Annotated in this window: 12 protein-coding genes; 2 read left to right on the top strand and 10 right to left on the bottom strand. The window is 71.5% G+C overall.

Annotated features, from left to right (window positions below; all coding sequences use genetic code 11):
- Positions 1-120 precede the first annotated feature (120 nt).
- Complete coding sequence (locus ADK66_RS23965) at positions 121-924, top strand: SigB/SigF/SigG family RNA polymerase sigma factor (protein ID WP_053659018.1); 804 nt, start codon at positions 121-123, stop codon at positions 922-924.
- Positions 925-964: 40 nt separating this feature from the next.
- On the opposite strand, the gene ADK66_RS23960 is transcribed toward ADK66_RS23965, so the two are convergent.
- The 6 genes from ADK66_RS23960 to ADK66_RS23940 all read right to left on the bottom strand — a co-directional run bounded on the left by ADK66_RS23960 (position 965) and on the right by ADK66_RS23940 (position 7,891).
- Positions 965-2,452, bottom strand: coding sequence for a glycosylase (locus tag ADK66_RS23960; RefSeq protein WP_053659016.1), 1,488 nt, complete (start codon positions 2,450-2,452; stop codon positions 965-967).
- Positions 2,449-3,501 carry a hypothetical protein gene (locus ADK66_RS23955; RefSeq protein WP_053659014.1) on the bottom strand — a complete coding sequence of 351 codons (1,053 nt, stop codon included), beginning with the start codon at positions 3,499-3,501 and terminating at the stop codon, positions 2,449-2,451. Before ADK66_RS23955 ends, ADK66_RS23960 begins: the two co-directional genes overlap by 4 nt.
- Entirely contained in the window at positions 3,498-4,634 is a 1,137-nt protein-coding gene (locus ADK66_RS23950; protein WP_053659439.1) for a glycosyltransferase, read from the bottom strand. The genes ADK66_RS23955 and ADK66_RS23950 overlap by 4 nt, the downstream gene beginning before the upstream one ends.
- Positions 4,635-4,753: 119 nt before the next feature.
- Positions 4,754-5,821, bottom strand: coding sequence for a glycosyltransferase family 4 protein (locus ADK66_RS23945; protein ID WP_053659012.1), 1,068 nt, complete (start codon positions 5,819-5,821; stop codon positions 4,754-4,756).
- Positions 5,818-5,991 carry a hypothetical protein gene (locus ADK66_RS31970; protein ID WP_167946021.1) on the bottom strand — a complete coding sequence of 58 codons (174 nt, stop codon included), beginning with the start codon at positions 5,989-5,991 and terminating at the stop codon, positions 5,818-5,820. Before ADK66_RS31970 ends, ADK66_RS23945 begins: the two co-directional genes overlap by 4 nt.
- 460 nt (positions 5,992-6,451) lie before the next feature.
- Positions 6,452-7,891: an MFS transporter gene (locus ADK66_RS23940; protein ID WP_231640167.1), complete on the bottom strand. Its 1,440-nt coding sequence runs from the start codon at positions 7,889-7,891 to the stop codon at positions 6,452-6,454.
- Between the two features lie 204 nt (positions 7,892-8,095).
- On the opposite strand from ADK66_RS23940, the gene ADK66_RS23935 reads away from it, so the two are divergent.
- Positions 8,096-8,575: a helix-turn-helix domain-containing protein gene (locus tag ADK66_RS23935; protein WP_053659010.1), complete on the top strand. Its 480-nt coding sequence runs from the start codon at positions 8,096-8,098 to the stop codon at positions 8,573-8,575.
- A gap of 62 nt (positions 8,576-8,637) precedes the next feature.
- Here ADK66_RS23935 and ADK66_RS23930 read toward each other — a convergent pair whose 3' ends face one another.
- From ADK66_RS23930 to ADK66_RS23915, 4 genes are read right to left on the bottom strand one after another with little or no spacing between them, the layout of a single operon-like run.
- The gene (locus tag ADK66_RS23930; protein WP_053659007.1) at positions 8,638-10,866 is read right to left on the bottom strand and encodes a glycoside hydrolase family 27 protein; all 2,229 of its coding nucleotides are present in this window, start codon (positions 10,864-10,866) and stop codon (positions 8,638-8,640) included.
- Between the two features lie 45 nt (positions 10,867-10,911).
- The gene (locus ADK66_RS23925; RefSeq protein WP_053659005.1) at positions 10,912-12,990 is read right to left on the bottom strand and encodes an alpha-galactosidase; all 2,079 of its coding nucleotides are present in this window, start codon (positions 12,988-12,990) and stop codon (positions 10,912-10,914) included.
- A complete protein-coding gene (locus ADK66_RS23920) occupies positions 12,987-13,808 on the bottom strand; it encodes a carbohydrate ABC transporter permease (RefSeq protein WP_053659003.1) in 822 nt (273 codons plus the stop codon). Before ADK66_RS23920 ends, ADK66_RS23925 begins: the two co-directional genes overlap by 4 nt.
- Complete coding sequence (locus ADK66_RS23915; RefSeq protein WP_053659001.1) at positions 13,808-14,725, bottom strand: carbohydrate ABC transporter permease; 918 nt, start codon at positions 14,723-14,725, stop codon at positions 13,808-13,810. The genes ADK66_RS23920 and ADK66_RS23915 overlap by 1 nt, the downstream gene beginning before the upstream one ends.
- Between the last annotated feature and the right edge of the window lies 1 nt (position 14,726).

Genomic DNA, 14,726 nt, shown 5'->3' with positions numbered 1-14,726 from the left:
GAGGCCCGTGGTTTTGGCCCTGCGACAGCGCACCCCGCCCGTACGTGCGCTCCGGCGAAAGCCGGTTCGGAGATCCTCCGGTCGACCCGATCGACGGGCACACGCGGGAAGGACCAGCCCATGGTCACTACTTTGGAGCCCAGGACCAGCACCGGTTTCGGCCGGCGGAGCACCGCCCCGGCGGCCAAGCTGACCGCCGAGCTGGCCGCGATGCCGGCCGACGACCCCCGCCGGCCGGCGTTGCGGGACCGCACCATCGAGGCGTGGTTGCCGCTCACCCGCCACCTGGCACGCCGCTACACGGGACGCGGCGCCCCGGACGACGACCTGAACCAGACCGCCGTGGTCGGCCTCATCAAGGCCGTCGACCAGTTCGACCCCACCCGGGGCGTCGACTTCAGCGGGTACGCCATCCCGACCATCGTCGGCGAGATCAAGCGATACTTCCGGGACCGCACCTGGGCGGTGCGGGTACCCCGCCGCCTCCAGGAACTCCGGCTGTCGATCAGCGCCGCGAACAGCGCTCTCACGCACACCCTCGGTCGCTCGCCGACGGTGACCGACGTCGCGACGTACCTTGACGTCTCGGAGGAGACCGTTCTGGAAGGGCTGGAGGGTGCCCGGGCGTACCACGCAACTTCCCTCTCCACGCCCGTCGGTGCCGACGGCACCATGGAACTCGGCGACACCTTCGGCATGATCGACCACGAGTTCGACGTGGTCGAGCTCCGCGTCGCCCTCGGCCCGGCGCTCGCCACGCTGCCGGAACGTGAACGCACGATCCTGAGCCTGCGTTTCCACGGCAACCTGACCCAGGTCCAGATCGCCGAACAGATCGGCGTTTCCCAGATGCACGTCTCACGGCTCATCACCCGGGCGCTGGGCAAGCTGCGCCACCAACTCGCCGACAGCGACCTCACCTGATCACCACACCGTCACCGCGCGACAGCCTGCCGACCCGCGGTCACTCCGACCGTGCATGGGCGGGCCCGGCCACCAGTGCGGCGAGCAGAGCCGCCACCGGCACGGTCGCGAAGCCGACCCGGGCGTCACTGGCCCCGTACGGCAGCCACAGCTCGCGGTCATGGACGAGCCCGCCGCAGGAGTAGACGACGTTCGGTACGTAGCCGTCCCGGTCGGACCGCTCAGGCGACAGGAGCACGCCGGGAAGGTGCGCGACCACCCGCTCCGGTCGGTGCAGGTCGAGCAGAAGCGCGCCGATCGCGTACCGACGCATCGGCCCGACACCGTGGGTGAGCACGAGCCAGCCCGCCTCGGTCTCGATGGGAGACCCGCAGTTGCCGACCTGAATCAACTCCCAGCTGTCCTGCGGAGCGTGCAGCGGGATCGGACGTTGCCAGCGGCTCTCGGTGTCCAGGACGGTCAGACCGATGGTCTCGCCGTCGGCGCGGCAGAGAGCCAGGTGCCGGCCGCCGACGGTACGGGGAAAGAGCGCGATCCCCTTGTTACGAGCCCCCGGCCCGCGCATCGGCGTCATCTCGAAACGACGCAGGTCGGTGCTGACCAGTGCACGGGTGCCGACGTTCCGGCCGTCGTAGGCGGTGTAGGTGGCCCGATACACCGGTCCTGACTCGTCGGTGAACCTGACGAACCGAGCGTCCTCCATGCCGTTGCTCTCCGCCGGGGTGGCCGGCCAGAGCACGCGTTCGTGCAGAGCCGTCTCGGCGGGGAAGGCCGTGGCGTAGCTGCCCGCGTTGGTACGCCGCAGGTGTTCCAACGTGCTCAAGCCGGTGCTGCGGGAGAGCAGATCCGGCGGCAGACCGCCGAGCACCCGCTCGAAGGTCGCCTCGTCGTACCGGTCGGGCAACGCGTTCAACACCGTGGCGGTGACCTCGTTGTCGCAGTCCTCCTCGGCCATGCCGCTCACCAGTAGATCCCGCCGGTGCCGTACGCCCGTCCGCTGTCCGACCGCCAGAAGGCCGGACCGTTCGGTGACGGTGAGCTGGCGCCCAGGCCCGAGCACGGCGGTGGCGAACCCGATCGACGACAGGTGGCCCTCCCCGATCTGGCGCAGGCTGACCGCGACGCGCAACTGCCCGACGCTCAGCTGGGTCTGGTCGGGGTGGGCCACCATGGACGGATTGCACAGGGCTGCGGCCTCGACCGCGTACTCGTGGCTGAAGTAGGCGCCGACGAGGAGCCGGCTGGCGGAAGAGAGGTCTTCGGCCCGGGCTGCGCGGTGCCGCACGAGGTCGTAGTGATGCTGGAACGTTCCCGCCAGGTCGCGGTGGCGGGCACCGAAGCGGTCGAAGGTGTCCCGCAGCAGCCGGTCGACCTCCTCGTCGTCGAGGTGCGCGACCCGGTCGATGAGAGCGCCCGCGCGGGTACGCACCACCGCGGCGTCCTCACCCGGGACGAAGAGCTTGACGATGACCCGGCGTGGATCAGAGGTGAGGGTGACGTCCTGCCGGACGGCCAGGATCCCGGTCACGACCAACGCCGGGCGTGCTGCAGGGTGGAGATGAGCGCGAGGGTCGACTCGGCGCCCTGGTTGAGGTTGGGTCCGTGCGCGGTCAGTCCGTCGTAGCCGCCGCCGGTTGCCGGATCCCACATGGGCGTGCCGATGTCGTTGTCACCGAGGAACCACGCGATCGCCTGCCGCACACCGTCGTCCCAGACCGGATCGCCGGTGACCATGGCTGCCGTGGCGCAGGCGTCGGCGAAGGCCGCGACCTCGATCGGTTGCTGGTCGTGGTGCAGCCGTACGATCCCGCGCTGCCACCCTGCGGCGGGCACGACGGACAGCCGTCCGTCGCGGAGTTGGACACTTCGCAGCCAGGCGAGCATCCGTAGGCCCTCGTCGAGAGTCGGGCCACCGTTGCACAGCTGGCTGGCGACGATCACCACCTCGGCGAGGGCCGCGTTGGCGTAGGTCAACCGCTGCTGCGGCCAGGGCCACCGCGAGTCGGAATCCGGCGCTCCGACGGCGGTGGCGGCCGCCGTCAACAACGCGGCGGCGGCGACGTGGCCCGGATGTCGACGCAGCACCTCGGCCGCGCCGAGTCCGGCGAAGGCCATCGCGTGCGGGGCCGCGGCACGGCGGATAGCACCTCGGCTGAAGGCGACCAGCGCCTCCTCCCGTATCCAGGCGGCCGGACTGCGGGCAACGGCCGTGCCCAACCCCCACAGCGCCCGGCCCCACCAGTCGCCGAGCCCGGGCTCGTCGGCCCAACGCCTGTCGTACCCGAGTCGGTTGTGAAAGGCGCCGCGGGCGTCCTGCGCATGGGTCAGGAAGGCGAGGTAGCGCTCCGCGAGCCGTAGCAGTTCCTCGGTCGGCTCCGGCTCACGGCAGACGACGACCAGGCCACGGGCCACGTCATCGGTGCAGTAGCCGTGCTCCCGGCGGACGATGGCGTGCCTAGCGTGCTCGAACAGACCTGTGTCGTCGCTCAGCCGGGCCAGGTGCGCGAAGCTCGGCGCGGGCGCCGGCGCCCACTGCCGGCCGACCGCTGTCCGGGGGCGGCCGGCGGTCGCGGTCACGCCGACACCACACTGACGGCGGGCGCGCGCACCTCGGTGAGTCGCTCGGCGAGGGTGCCGTACCGGGCCGCCACCGCGGGCCAGCGTAGATCCGCGGCCAACGGCCGGACCCGACCGGCCAGCCGGGCGGCGAGGCCCGGCTCGGTCAGGACCCGTCGGATCGCCAAGGCCAGCGCCGCCGGGTTCTGGTGGGGTACGACCAGACCGGGTCCGCCGGTGAGCAGCTCGACAGCGTGTGGGAACGCCGTTGCCACGACGGGCACCCCGGCGGCCACCGCCTCGATGAGCACGCCGGAGGTGACCTGTTCGCGGGAGTCGTACGGCAGCACGACGACGTCGGCGGAGCGGATCAGGCGGCCGAGGGTCTCCTGGTCGTGGTAGAGGTCCTGGTAGTCCACGGCGTGCGCGACGCCGAGCTGGGCGCCGAGCTGGTGCAGGCCCGCCCGGTACGTCTCGCCGTGGTGCTCGATCACCTTGGGGTGGGTCCGGCCGGCCACTGTGTAAGTGGGCGTCGGTTCCAGGTCCTGCAACCGGGCGAGGGCGCGCAGCGACCACTCGATCCCCTTGCCAGGGCCGATCAGCCCCCAGGTCAGCAGGTGCGGTCGGGTACGCCGCTCGACGGGCACGCCGGCGAGTTCCGCGGCGCCGTGCGGGATGACCGTCACCTTGCTCGCCGCCACGGCGTAGCCGACGAGCAGGCGGTCGCGGGCGGTGTCGGTCATCGTGACGACCGCACCGGCGGTGGCGACGATCTGCTCCAGCAGGGACTTCTGCCGCGCGGAAGGCTTACGCAGCACGGTGTGCAGGACCACGATGCTGGGAACGGTGAGCCGACGCAGCAACGGCAGGACGTCCTCGCCGTCGGTGCCGGGATAGATGCCGTACTCGTGCTGGACGATGGCCACGTCGAAGGAGTTCAGGGCCGCCGCGGCGTCCCGCCAGCCCGCCGGGGTCCGCGTCGACCAGGTGTGCACCACGCCGGGGCCGGGCCGCGGGTCGTCCCCGTGGTCGGTGACCCGCACTATGCCACCGCGCGTGCCGTCGGCGGTGAGCTGGGCGGCGAGGGCCGAGTTGAAAGTGGCAAGTCCACACCGGGTCGGCGGGTGGGTGCTGAGGAATCCGTAACTGGGCATGAACGTCTGGCCTTCCGGGTTGTCGGCGGCCACCTCACGTACGGGGACGCACCTCACGCGGTGACGGCGCACGCCGGTCAGCGTGTGTGACCGGCGGAACGTGTTCGGGGGACGGTCAGCTACGGATGCGATCTGACCAGGTTCGCCTGGTCGGGAACGACCGGTCGCTCGGCGGGTGGGGTTCCGCCCCGGACGACACGCTCGTAGACGGCGAGGTAGTCGGTGACCATCCGGTCCGCGCTGAAGCGCTGTCGAGCCCGCGCCCGGCATGCGGCTCGGTCGAGGTCGACGACCCGGGTCACCGCGTCGACGGCCTGCTCGACGGTGTGGACGAGGTATCCCGTCACGCCTTCGTCGACGACCTCCGGCATGGACCCTCGCGCGTACGCGACGACAGGCGTGCCGCAGACCATCGACTCCACCACGGACAGTCCGAACGGCTCGTCGAAGGCGATCGGATGCAACAGGGCGCTGCTGGCACCCAGCACCTCGGCGCGTCGTCGGGGACCGACCGATCCGAGGTAGACGACCCGGTCGCCGTCGATGTGCGGGGCCACCTGCTCGGCGAAGTACCGCTCGTCCTGCACGATGCCGCAGATGGTCAGGGGCCGACCGGCGCGGCGAGCGATCTCAATCGCGGTGTGGGTGCCCTTGTCGGGGTGGATCCGGCCGAACACGACCAAGCCGGGGCCGGCATCAGGGGTGAGCGGCAGACCGGTGAGGTCGACGCCGTGCTGCACCGTGGCGACGTATTCGAGTTCCGGCGACCGGTCGGCGTCGGAGATCGACACGTAGGACGATCGGGCTCGGGCGTAGGCCGGCAGGATCCCCGCTCTCGAGAAGCCGTGCACTGTCGTGAGCAGTGGTGCTCGGCAGTGCTCCGCGAAGGCCAGCGGCAGCCAGTCGAGGTGGCTGTGCACCAGGTCGAACTGCGCCGAGCGGGCGAACGCGTGGGAGACGTGCATCGCCTCCCACACCCGGCCGTCCATGTCCGGGTTGTCGGCGTACCCCTGGGGACACACACCGTCGAGTCGGGCGGAGGTGACCGAGTCCAGCGTCGCGAAGAGGGTCACGTCCACGCCGTGGGCGACCAGCCCTTCGGCGAGCAGGCCGGTCACCTGCTCCCAGGGGCCGTAGTGGTGCGGGGGCGTACGCCAGGCGACCGGTCCGAGCAGCGCAACCCTCATGGGGATGGCGCGTCGACGAGGTCAGCCGCGTCGAGATGCAGGGTGGCGAGCAGGCCGGAGTGCTTGGCCGGATCCACCCGCTCGGGCAGCTCGCGCTCGACCCAGTCGGCCCTGGCCTGCTGGCCGCGGTCGCGAAGTGCGTCGACGATCCTGTGCTTGGCGATCCTCATCTGGTGCTCCCATGGTTGAGCCGTCCGGAATTCTTCTGCGCGTGGACGGCGGTGTGAAAGCGCGTGTGGGATGCCGTGTCCGGTCATCACGCAAGCCCGAATGGGCGGTATCAGCTAAATCGACTGGCGAGACCTGGTCGGCGACGACCAACACGTCCAGCGGTGGGGTTGACCGATCGGTAACGCCCTGGCGGGCTGGTGGCGACGACATCCGGCGGCCACCGGTGGCCCCGGGCGACATGCCCACCGTACGCCCCCAACCTGTTCGGCTGCACGGGCACCGACGGCAGGGTGCGGCGCAAGCCTTTCGCACAGCGGTGCCGTTGGCGGAGGCGTACGCTGGAATCGCCCACCGCCGCACACCCATCGACCAGGTCGCCGACCCTTCGTGGCGCCGATGGCCGGCCCCTCCCCGCACCGGCTCGGCCGACGCGATCGAGGACGTCGACACCATCGGCGGTTAGTGCTGGTGCGGCCGGTTGCGGATGAGGGTGAGCGCGAGAACGGCGGTGACGAGGAAGACGACGCCGTTGATCCACAAGCCGGCCTGGACTCCGGAGGTCAGGGCCTCGGCGAGCGCCGCCCGTACCGGATCAGGCAGTGGCTGGCCGTCGGTGGCGCCGGTGGCCGCGGCTGCCTGCACAGCGACCCGGGTGGGCGCGTCGACCTGGTGGGCGGCGAGCCGCTCGGGCAGGTCGGACAGCATCGTTGTGGTGAGCAGCGTGCCGAGCAGGGACGAGCCGAGCACCGAGCCGACCTGGCGGGCGGCGTTGACGGCGCCGGAGGCCATGCCCGCCTGCGCGGGCGCGACGCTCGCCAGTGCCGCCGCGGTCGCCGGAGCCACCACCAGGGCGCAGGCCGCGCCGAACAGCGCGAGCAGCGGCCACCGCTGGTCGAACGGAGTGGTCGGGCCCTGGGTGGCGAGGCCGAAGCTGGCCAGTGCCCCGAGGACGAGGCCGGCGGTGAGGGGCGCCTTGAACCCGGTACGGCGGATCAGCCGCCCCGCGCCGAAGGCCACGACCGCGTAGACACCGAAGAGCACGAGCATCCGCCAGCCGGTGTCCAGCGGGCTGAGGGCCTGCGCCCGCTCCTGGAACAGGACGAGCAGGATCGCCACGCCGGTGAAGCCGAACAGCGACACCGCGGCGACGACCATGACGGCGCTGAACGACTTCGAGCGGAACAGCCGTACGTCGAGCATCGGTGCGCCGGTGCGCAGTTCGACAAGCACGAACGCGATCAGCGCGGCGGCCGAGGCAACCCAGGCCGACGTCACCACCGGACTCGTGTAGCCGTCCCGGCCGCCCCGGATCATGGCGTAGACGGCGGCGGCGATGGCGATGGTGCCGAGCAGCAGGCCGGGTACGTCGAGGCGGCCCGCGCTCGGCTGGGACTCGGCCACTCCGATCGCGGCGACGACGAGGGTGACCAGGCCCAGCACGATCGTGGACAGATAGACGCTGTGCCACGAGTGGTGCTGCAACAGCGCCCCGGCGATCAGCGGGCCGACCGCGAGACCGATGCCGGAGGCCGCCGACCAGGCGGTGATGACCTCGGTACGGCGGTGCGGGTCGGTGAAGGTGGCGCCCAGGATCGCCAGGCTGTTCGGCAGGATCAGGGCACCACCGAGACCCGCGACCATCTGCCCCACGATCACCCAGGTCACTGTGGGCGAACTCACCACCACGGCACCGCCGACGATCATGGCGATGACGCCCGCGCTGAACATGCGCCGACGCCCGTACCGGTTGCCCAGAGTGGCGGCGGACAGCACCACGCTCGCCACGACCAGTGTGTACGCGCTGGGAATCCAGATCAGTGTGGTGGCGTCGACCCGCAGGTCGCGCTGGATGGTGGTCAGGGCGGACACGGTGGCGGTGATCTGGAGGAACGTGATCATCGCGCCCAGGCACGTGGCGAGAAGCGTCGCGGCGGGAGAGCCACGAAGGGACGAGCGGGCGGTGGCAGCCGGTCTGGGTGCTGCGGTGTTGGTGGCCATTGGCGTCCTCACGGTGTGCGTCCGGCTGACTTGCGTCTGCTGAAGCCAGCAGCGACCCAGTGAAGCACCTGACTAGCTCTAATGCAAGTCAGGTAGGCTGGACGCATGGAGGACCTACGGGACGACCGCGACTCCTGGTCGAATACGAACTGCTCGGTGGCCCGCGCGATGGACATCGTGGGCAGCAGGTCGACGCTTCTGATCATGCGCGACGCTCTGCTCGGTACGCGCCGTTTCGACGACTTCGTCCGCCGGGTCGGGATCGGCGAGCCCGCCATCGCCTCCCGACTGAAGGAGATGGTCGCCGCCGGCCTGCTCGAACGGATCCCCTACCGGGAGCCGGGGCAGCGCACCCGCCACGAATACCGGCTCACCACCAAGGGGCGTGAGCTGCTGCCTGTCATCACCGCGCTGCGCAACTGGGGCGACGCCTGGGCCGCCGACGACGCAGGCCCTCCGATCATCGCCCTCCACCACGACTGTGGCGAGCCCGTGCGGGCTGTGCTCCGCTGCGCGGCCGGTCACGACGTCGACAGCGGCGACATCGACATCACCGCCGGGCCGGGCCTGATCCGCCGCGACTGACGCCGAGGGCTCCCGAGCATGCTGAATGGCGGGCCGTGAGACGACGGCCCGCCATTCGTGGATCAGAGGACGATCTGGTGCACCCGGTCGTCAACGCCGCGTACGGCGAGCCAGGCGCTGCCGTTGGCACCGGCGGCGGCTCCCGGTGCGCCCCGGAAGGCGTCGGTGGCGAACTCGCCGCGGCGGAACCAGCCGCCCCACCCTCCGTCGGTCAGGTTGCGCTGCCACAGCCGGTTGTCGGCGGCCAGCGCGAACAGGTAGACCCGACCGGACGTGGCGAGCAGTGTCGGGCTGCCGCTCGTGGTGCCGCCCAGGTTGGTCCAGGCCGACCAGGTGGTGCCGGTCCGGCTGCGCCACCACACCTCGTCGGTACGGCTGCGAACCGCCACGTGCAGCACTCCCGCGTCGTCGACGACGGCGCTCGGCCGGCCGTAGATCGGCCTGTCGTCGGGAGCGCCGACGCCTGTCCAACCGGCGCCCGGGGTCCGTGACCAGAGCTTGCCGTCGGCGCCACGGACGACAAGCGTCCACTGTGTCGGGCTGGTCCACGCCACAGTCGGTCCGTCGGTAAGCGAGCCGCCGAGGCTGCGCCACGGTCCCCACTTCCCGCCGACAAAGCTGCGCTGCCAGGCCGCGTTGTCGGTGCCCCGCACGAAGACGTCGATCCGGCCGTCCGCCGAGGCGTACGCCGCCGGCTGGCCGAGGATCCGGCCGCCGACCGGGCCGCCCAGCGAGGTCCAGCGCGTCCCCCAGGTCGTACCGGAGCGGGTGTTGACAGCCAACGCGCCCTGCGCGTCGCGGACGAAGGCTGTGGCGTGCGTGTCGTCCACCCGGACCAGCGCCGGGCTGGCGCTCGCCGTGCCGCCGAGGTTGGCGCCGGCGACCTGGTCGGCGCCGCGCAGACCCAGCATGGCCACGCCGTGCGCCGGGACCTCCACTGTGTACGAGCCGGTGAACGGCTGGACACCCGCCGTGCTCGGCGCGGCGTCGACGTCCGCGCGGGCCCACAGGTCACGAACCCGGACCGGGCCGTCGAGCGCGACGTCGGCGAAGGTCACAGTGATCTGCTGGGCGGAGTCGTGCCGGTTGAGCAGCGCGACCGCCCGCTTGCCGGCGCCGGTGAGCACCTTGCTCCAGACCTGCGCGTCGGTGCCGGTGTCGGCGACCTTGACGCCCTGGCGGACCAGCGGGTCCTGGTCCACCGCGATGATCTCCGGGTTGGTCAGCGCCGAGATCATCTCGTCGGGCAGACCGCGTGGGTCGGAGCCGATGACCAGCGGCGCGGCCATGATGGCCCACATGCCGAGCTGTGTCTTGGACTCCTCCAGGCTCAACTCGTACCCGCCGTCGGGCAGCGGACGCATCGGCAGCAGGTAGTCCGGGTCGTTGTAGTGGCCCGGCCCGGTCGCCGCAGGGTGGTACGCGTTGACGTCCATGTTGCGCAGGACCCACGGGAACGCCCACTGCGGCGTCGGGTCGGTGAGCCCCACGTCGGTGTACGTCCGCCACGAGTCGGCGACAGTCGGCGCGTACGTGTAGCTCCAGGTGGAGAGCTGCTCCGGGGTGTACGGCCCGCCGCCCCAGTCGGAGCTGACCGGGTTGCAGATGTTGAGCAGCATCGGGCGGGGCGACTGGCGCACCGCCTCGGCCAGCTCACGGAAGGTGGCCTCCGGGTCCAGCCCGGCGGCCCGGCCGCAGAGCCAGTCGGCCTTGAGCGCGTCGAAGCCCCAGCCGGCGAACTGTGCGACGTCGGCGGCGTAGTGGCCGTTGCTGCCCAGCCCGCACTGCCCCGGCAGGTACGGGCCGGCGTCGGTGTAGATGCCGGCCTTCATGCCCTTGCTGTGGATGTACGCGGCCAGCGCGGCCATCCCACCCGGGAAGCGTGCGGGGTCGGCGACGAGCTGACCGGCCTCGTTACGAGGGGTGGGCGCGGCCCAGTTGCCGTCGATCCAGACGTAGGTGTAGCCGGCGTCGCGCAGGCCGCTGCTGACCATGTGGTCGGTGACCGACCGTACTTCGGCCTCGGTGGGGTCGCCACCGAGGCCGAAGTAGGTGTTCCAGCCCTGGTAGGGCGTGGGGGCGAGCCCGCTGTTGTGAAACGTCGGCGCGCCCTGGTCTTCGGCGCCGGTCGCGGCGGGGGCGTGGCCGGGTCGACCCGGCCCGCCGGGTGCGTGGCCGTGGCCGGGCTGCGGTGGGCTGGCGGGCGGTGGGCCGGCGGTGGCCGGCAGCGGGCCGACGACGCCCAGGCCGAGCACGGCCAGAGCGACGGTCAGCGGTCGGATCAGGCGCATGGAGGTACTCCTGTCCCTCGGGGGTGGGGTGGTGGTGCTCCGACCTCAGTCGCGGGTCAGCACGATGAGGTCGGCGTCGTGGGTCGGGCTCCACTGCACGGGCAGGCCGACGGCGCCCAGGTGACTGCCGGAGTAGCGCCGATCGCCGTGCCGATACCTCGCGACGGGGTCGAGCCCGCGCAGCGGCAGCCGCACCGGGCGGGACGGGAGCAGACCGGTGCCGTCGAGGTGGCCTGTGTGCCAGGCCAGCACGACGACCCGGCTCTCGTCCGCAGCGGTGTACTGCACGGCGCAGCGCGCCTGGTCGGGGCCGCCGATCAGGTGCACCTCGCCGTGCGTGACGACGTCCCGGATCTCCTTGTAGCGGGCGATCCAGCCGGCCGCCTCGGCCCGCTCGGCGGCAGTCCAGGCCCGGATGTCAGCGCCGACGCCGAGCACGCCGGCCATCGCGAGCACGAACCGGAACGCCAACGAGCGCGGCCGGGTGTCGAACAGGCCGGGCGCGTCGGTGACCCAGGAGCTGAGCAGGTGCGGGGCGTTGGCGTGCAGGAAGCCGTACTGGATGGCCAGCCGGTCCAGCGGGCCGGTGTTGTCGCTGGGCCAGAACACGTCGGCGCGGGCGGCCATCGCCAGGTCGGTCCGCGCGCCGCCGCCGGCGCACGCCTCGATGAACACGCCGGGGTGGTCGTGGCGCAGCCGCTCGTAGATCCGGTGCAGGTTGGCGACGTGCGCGCCGTCCAGGTCGACGGGGCCGATGCCGCCCGGCCGTCCCGGCTCGGTACGCGGGCGGTTGAAGTCCCACTTCAGGTAGTCGATGTCGTAGCGGCGCAGCAGGCCGTCCACTGTGGAGTATACGAACTCGGCGACCTCCGGCCGGCCCAGGTCCAGCAGGTACTGGTTGCGGACCGGGGTGAGCGGCCGACCGTCGACGGAGTAGACCCAGTCGGGGTGCGCGGCGTAGAGCGCGGACTTCGGGTTGACGCACTCCGGCTCGACCCAGAGCCCGAAGTTCAGACCGAGCGCGCGGACGTCGGCGATGAACGCGTCGAAGCCTGCCGGGAACTTCGCCGGGTCCGGCGTCCAGTCGCCCAGCCCGGCCGTGTCGTCGTTGCGGCCGACGAACCAGCCGTCGTCCACCACGAACGTCTCCACGCCCAGCTCGGCGGCGATCCGGGCGAGCGCCAACTGGCTCTGCGCCTCGACGGCGAAGTAGGTGGCCTCCCAGGAGTTGTAGAGCACCGGACGCGGGGTGAGCCGGTCGGCGGCCAGCAGCCGCTGGTGGGTGTGCCAGACCCGGGCCAGCCCGTCCAGGCCGTCCGGGCTGTAGGCCCCGGCGACCACAGGCAGCCCCAACCGCTCACCTGGTGCCAGCTCCAGCGGACCGTCGACAAGTTGACGGCCGGCCCGTACCCGGGTCAGGCCGCCGGTGTCCCGCTCGGCGCTGATCTCCCACGAGCCGGTCCAGGCCAGGGCCATCCCCCAGGCCGCGCCGGTCGGGGCTGCGGTGTCCCGCACGGCCAGCCAGGGCACGTGCAGATGCCCGGGTACGCCCTGGGAGCTGCCGATGCTGAACGTGCCGTGGCCCAGCTCGACGTGGGAGAGCTGGAACTCCTGCGACCACTGCCCCCACTGGTGGCTGAGCAGCGCACCGTGCGGCGTCGGCACATTGAACCCGCCCGAGAGGGCCCGGACCACCCGCAGCGGGTACCCGCCGCCGTTTGTCAGCTCGACCCACCGCTGCACCACGTCGGTGCCGGCAGGCACCCGGTAGTGCACCGTGGCCCGCAGCCCGGTCACCCTGTCGGCGAAGTCGACAGCCAGCTCCCGCCCGTCGGCGTCGGCCCGTGCCCCGGTGTGCCCGAAGCCGACCCGGCGCTGCCCGGAAGGGGTTTCCACCACCAGATCGGCACCCGTGAACGGGCGGTCGGCGTCGGTGGCGTACTCGATGGGGGCGGCGTCCCCGGCGGTGAGGAACGGAACCGGGCCGCCGTAGGCGACAGGCGACGGCCCTTCCGAGACGCCGTGCGGCCCCCACGCGACAAGTTCCAGCCAGCGGCCGTGTGCGGGCACCGTCACCGTGTACTCGGTGTGCGCGCCGCGCAGCGTCCAGCGCTGGGCGCTCACTTGACCGCTCCGAGCGCCAGACCGGAGACGAAGTGCCGCTGGAAGCGCAGGAACACCGCGACGGTGGGGACAGCCGCGATGACAGTGCCCGCCGCGATGACGTTCCAGGACGAGACGAACTGCCCCTGGAGGCCGAGCAGCGCCGGTGTGACAGGCATGTTGTCGTCGGTACGCAGCACGGTGATCGCCCAGAGCAGGTCGTTGAAGATCCAGGTGAAGGAGAGCGCGCCGAGGGCGGCAAGCGCGGGCCGGGTCAGCGGCAGCATCACCTTGGTGAAGATCTGCGCAGTGCCCGCGCCGTCGATCGTCGCCGCCTCCTGAATCTCGCCCGGCAGGTCCCGCATGAAGCCGTGCAGGACGAAGGTGTAGAAGCCCAGCCCGAAGCCGACCTGCACGGCGATCAGCGCCCAGAGCGTGTCGTACAGGCCGGTCAACTCGCTGAACTTCGCCACCGGGATGAGCAGGATCTGCGGCGGCAGCAGGTTGCCGGCGAGCATCAGCAGCAGGATGGTCCGCCGGCCGGGGATCCGGAAGCGACTAAGCGCGAATGCGGCCATCGCGGCCAGCCCCAGGCTCAACAGCACCGAGGGGACTGTGACAAGCATGCTGTTGATCAGCGCCCGCAGCTCGCCACCGTCGGTCCACGCCTGCCGGTAGGTGTCCAGCGTGAACGACCGGGGCAGGCTGCCCACGCCGTGTGCGGCGATGTCGTCGAACGATCGGGTGGACATCACCACGACCCAGATCACCGGGCCCAGCCACAGCAGGGAGAGCAGGATCATGCCGGTGTGGAAGGCCCCGGTGCGGAGCTTGTTCATCACGCTTCCTCCCGGAACGCGCGGACCAGGTAGCCGAGGATGACGGCGAGCGCGAGCACGAAGATCACGACGGCGATCGCGGAGGCGTAGCCCAGCCGCAGGCTCTGGAACGCTGTCGAGTACATGTAGGTGCTGAGCAGCTCCGACGAGTGGTACGGGCCGCCCTTCGTCAGCGACCAGACGATGTCGAACGACCGCAGCGAATCGATCACGATGACCGACAGCACCACCGCGTTTACCCCTTTGAGCTGGGGAATCGTGACGTGCCGCAACCTCTGCCAGGAGTTCGCGCCGTCCATCCGGGCCGCCTCGTGCAGCGCCGGGTCGATGGCCTTCAACCCGGCCAGGAACAGCACCATCACGTAGCCGATCTGCCGCCACAGCGCGGGCAGGATCACCGCGTACAACGCGGTCTGCGGGTCGGCAAGCCAGGGCCGGATCAGCTGCTCCAGGCCGACGGCCCGCAACAGCGTGTCGGCGATGCCGTCGGGTTGGTAGAAGACCCGCCAGACCAGCGCTGTCACCACAAGCGAGAAGACCACAGGGGTGAACAGCGCGGCGCGGTAGAAGCCGACCCCGCGCCGCTCCTTCTGCAGGACCAGCGCCATGCCGAAGCCGCCCAGCACGGAGAGGCCGCCGAAGAGCACCAGCCAGATCACCGTGTTGACGAGCGCACCCCGGAAGGTGGCGTCGCCGGCAAGCTCGACGTAGTTGTCAGCGCCGACGAAGGCCGGCGGCGACATGCCGTCCCAGCGGGTGAGGGAGAACCAGAAGCCCTGGAGCGCCGGCCAGAACACCCAGATGCTCTCGACCAGGAACGGCACCAGGACGAACGCCACCAGCAGCGGCGACAGTCGAGCCGACCGTCGCCGCCGCCGGGTGGGGGTGACCGAAGTCGTGGAGATCGTTGCTGTCACG

The organism is Micromonospora sp. NRRL B-16802, from assembly GCF_001279555.1.
In the GTDB taxonomy this organism is placed as follows: domain Bacteria; phylum Actinomycetota; class Actinomycetes; order Mycobacteriales; family Micromonosporaceae; genus Micromonospora; species Micromonospora profundi.
This window is presented reverse-complemented; position numbering and strand designations above follow the sequence as displayed.

Coding starts and splice junctions, on each gene's coding strand:
- ADK66_RS23935 (WP_053659010.1), top strand. CDS start 8,096: ATGGAGGACCTACGGGACGACCGCGACTCCTGGTCGAATACGAACTGC.
- ADK66_RS23965 (WP_053659018.1), top strand. CDS start 121: ATGGTCACTACTTTGGAGCCCAGGACCAGCACCGGTTTCGGCCGGCGG.
- ADK66_RS23930 (WP_053659007.1), bottom strand. CDS start 10,866: ATGCGCCTGATCCGACCGCTGACCGTCGCTCTGGCCGTGCTCGGCCTG.
- ADK66_RS23920 (WP_053659003.1), bottom strand. CDS start 13,808: ATGAACAAGCTCCGCACCGGGGCCTTCCACACCGGCATGATCCTGCTC.
- ADK66_RS23945 (WP_053659012.1), bottom strand. CDS start 5,821: ATGAGGGTTGCGCTGCTCGGACCGGTCGCCTGGCGTACGCCCCCGCAC.
- ADK66_RS23950 (WP_053659439.1), bottom strand. CDS start 4,634: ATGCCCAGTTACGGATTCCTCAGCACCCACCCGCCGACCCGGTGTGGA.
- ADK66_RS31970 (WP_167946021.1), bottom strand. CDS start 5,991: ATGAGGATCGCCAAGCACAGGATCGTCGACGCACTTCGCGACCGCGGC.
- ADK66_RS23940 (WP_231640167.1), bottom strand. CDS start 7,891: ATGATCACGTTCCTCCAGATCACCGCCACCGTGTCCGCCCTGACCACC.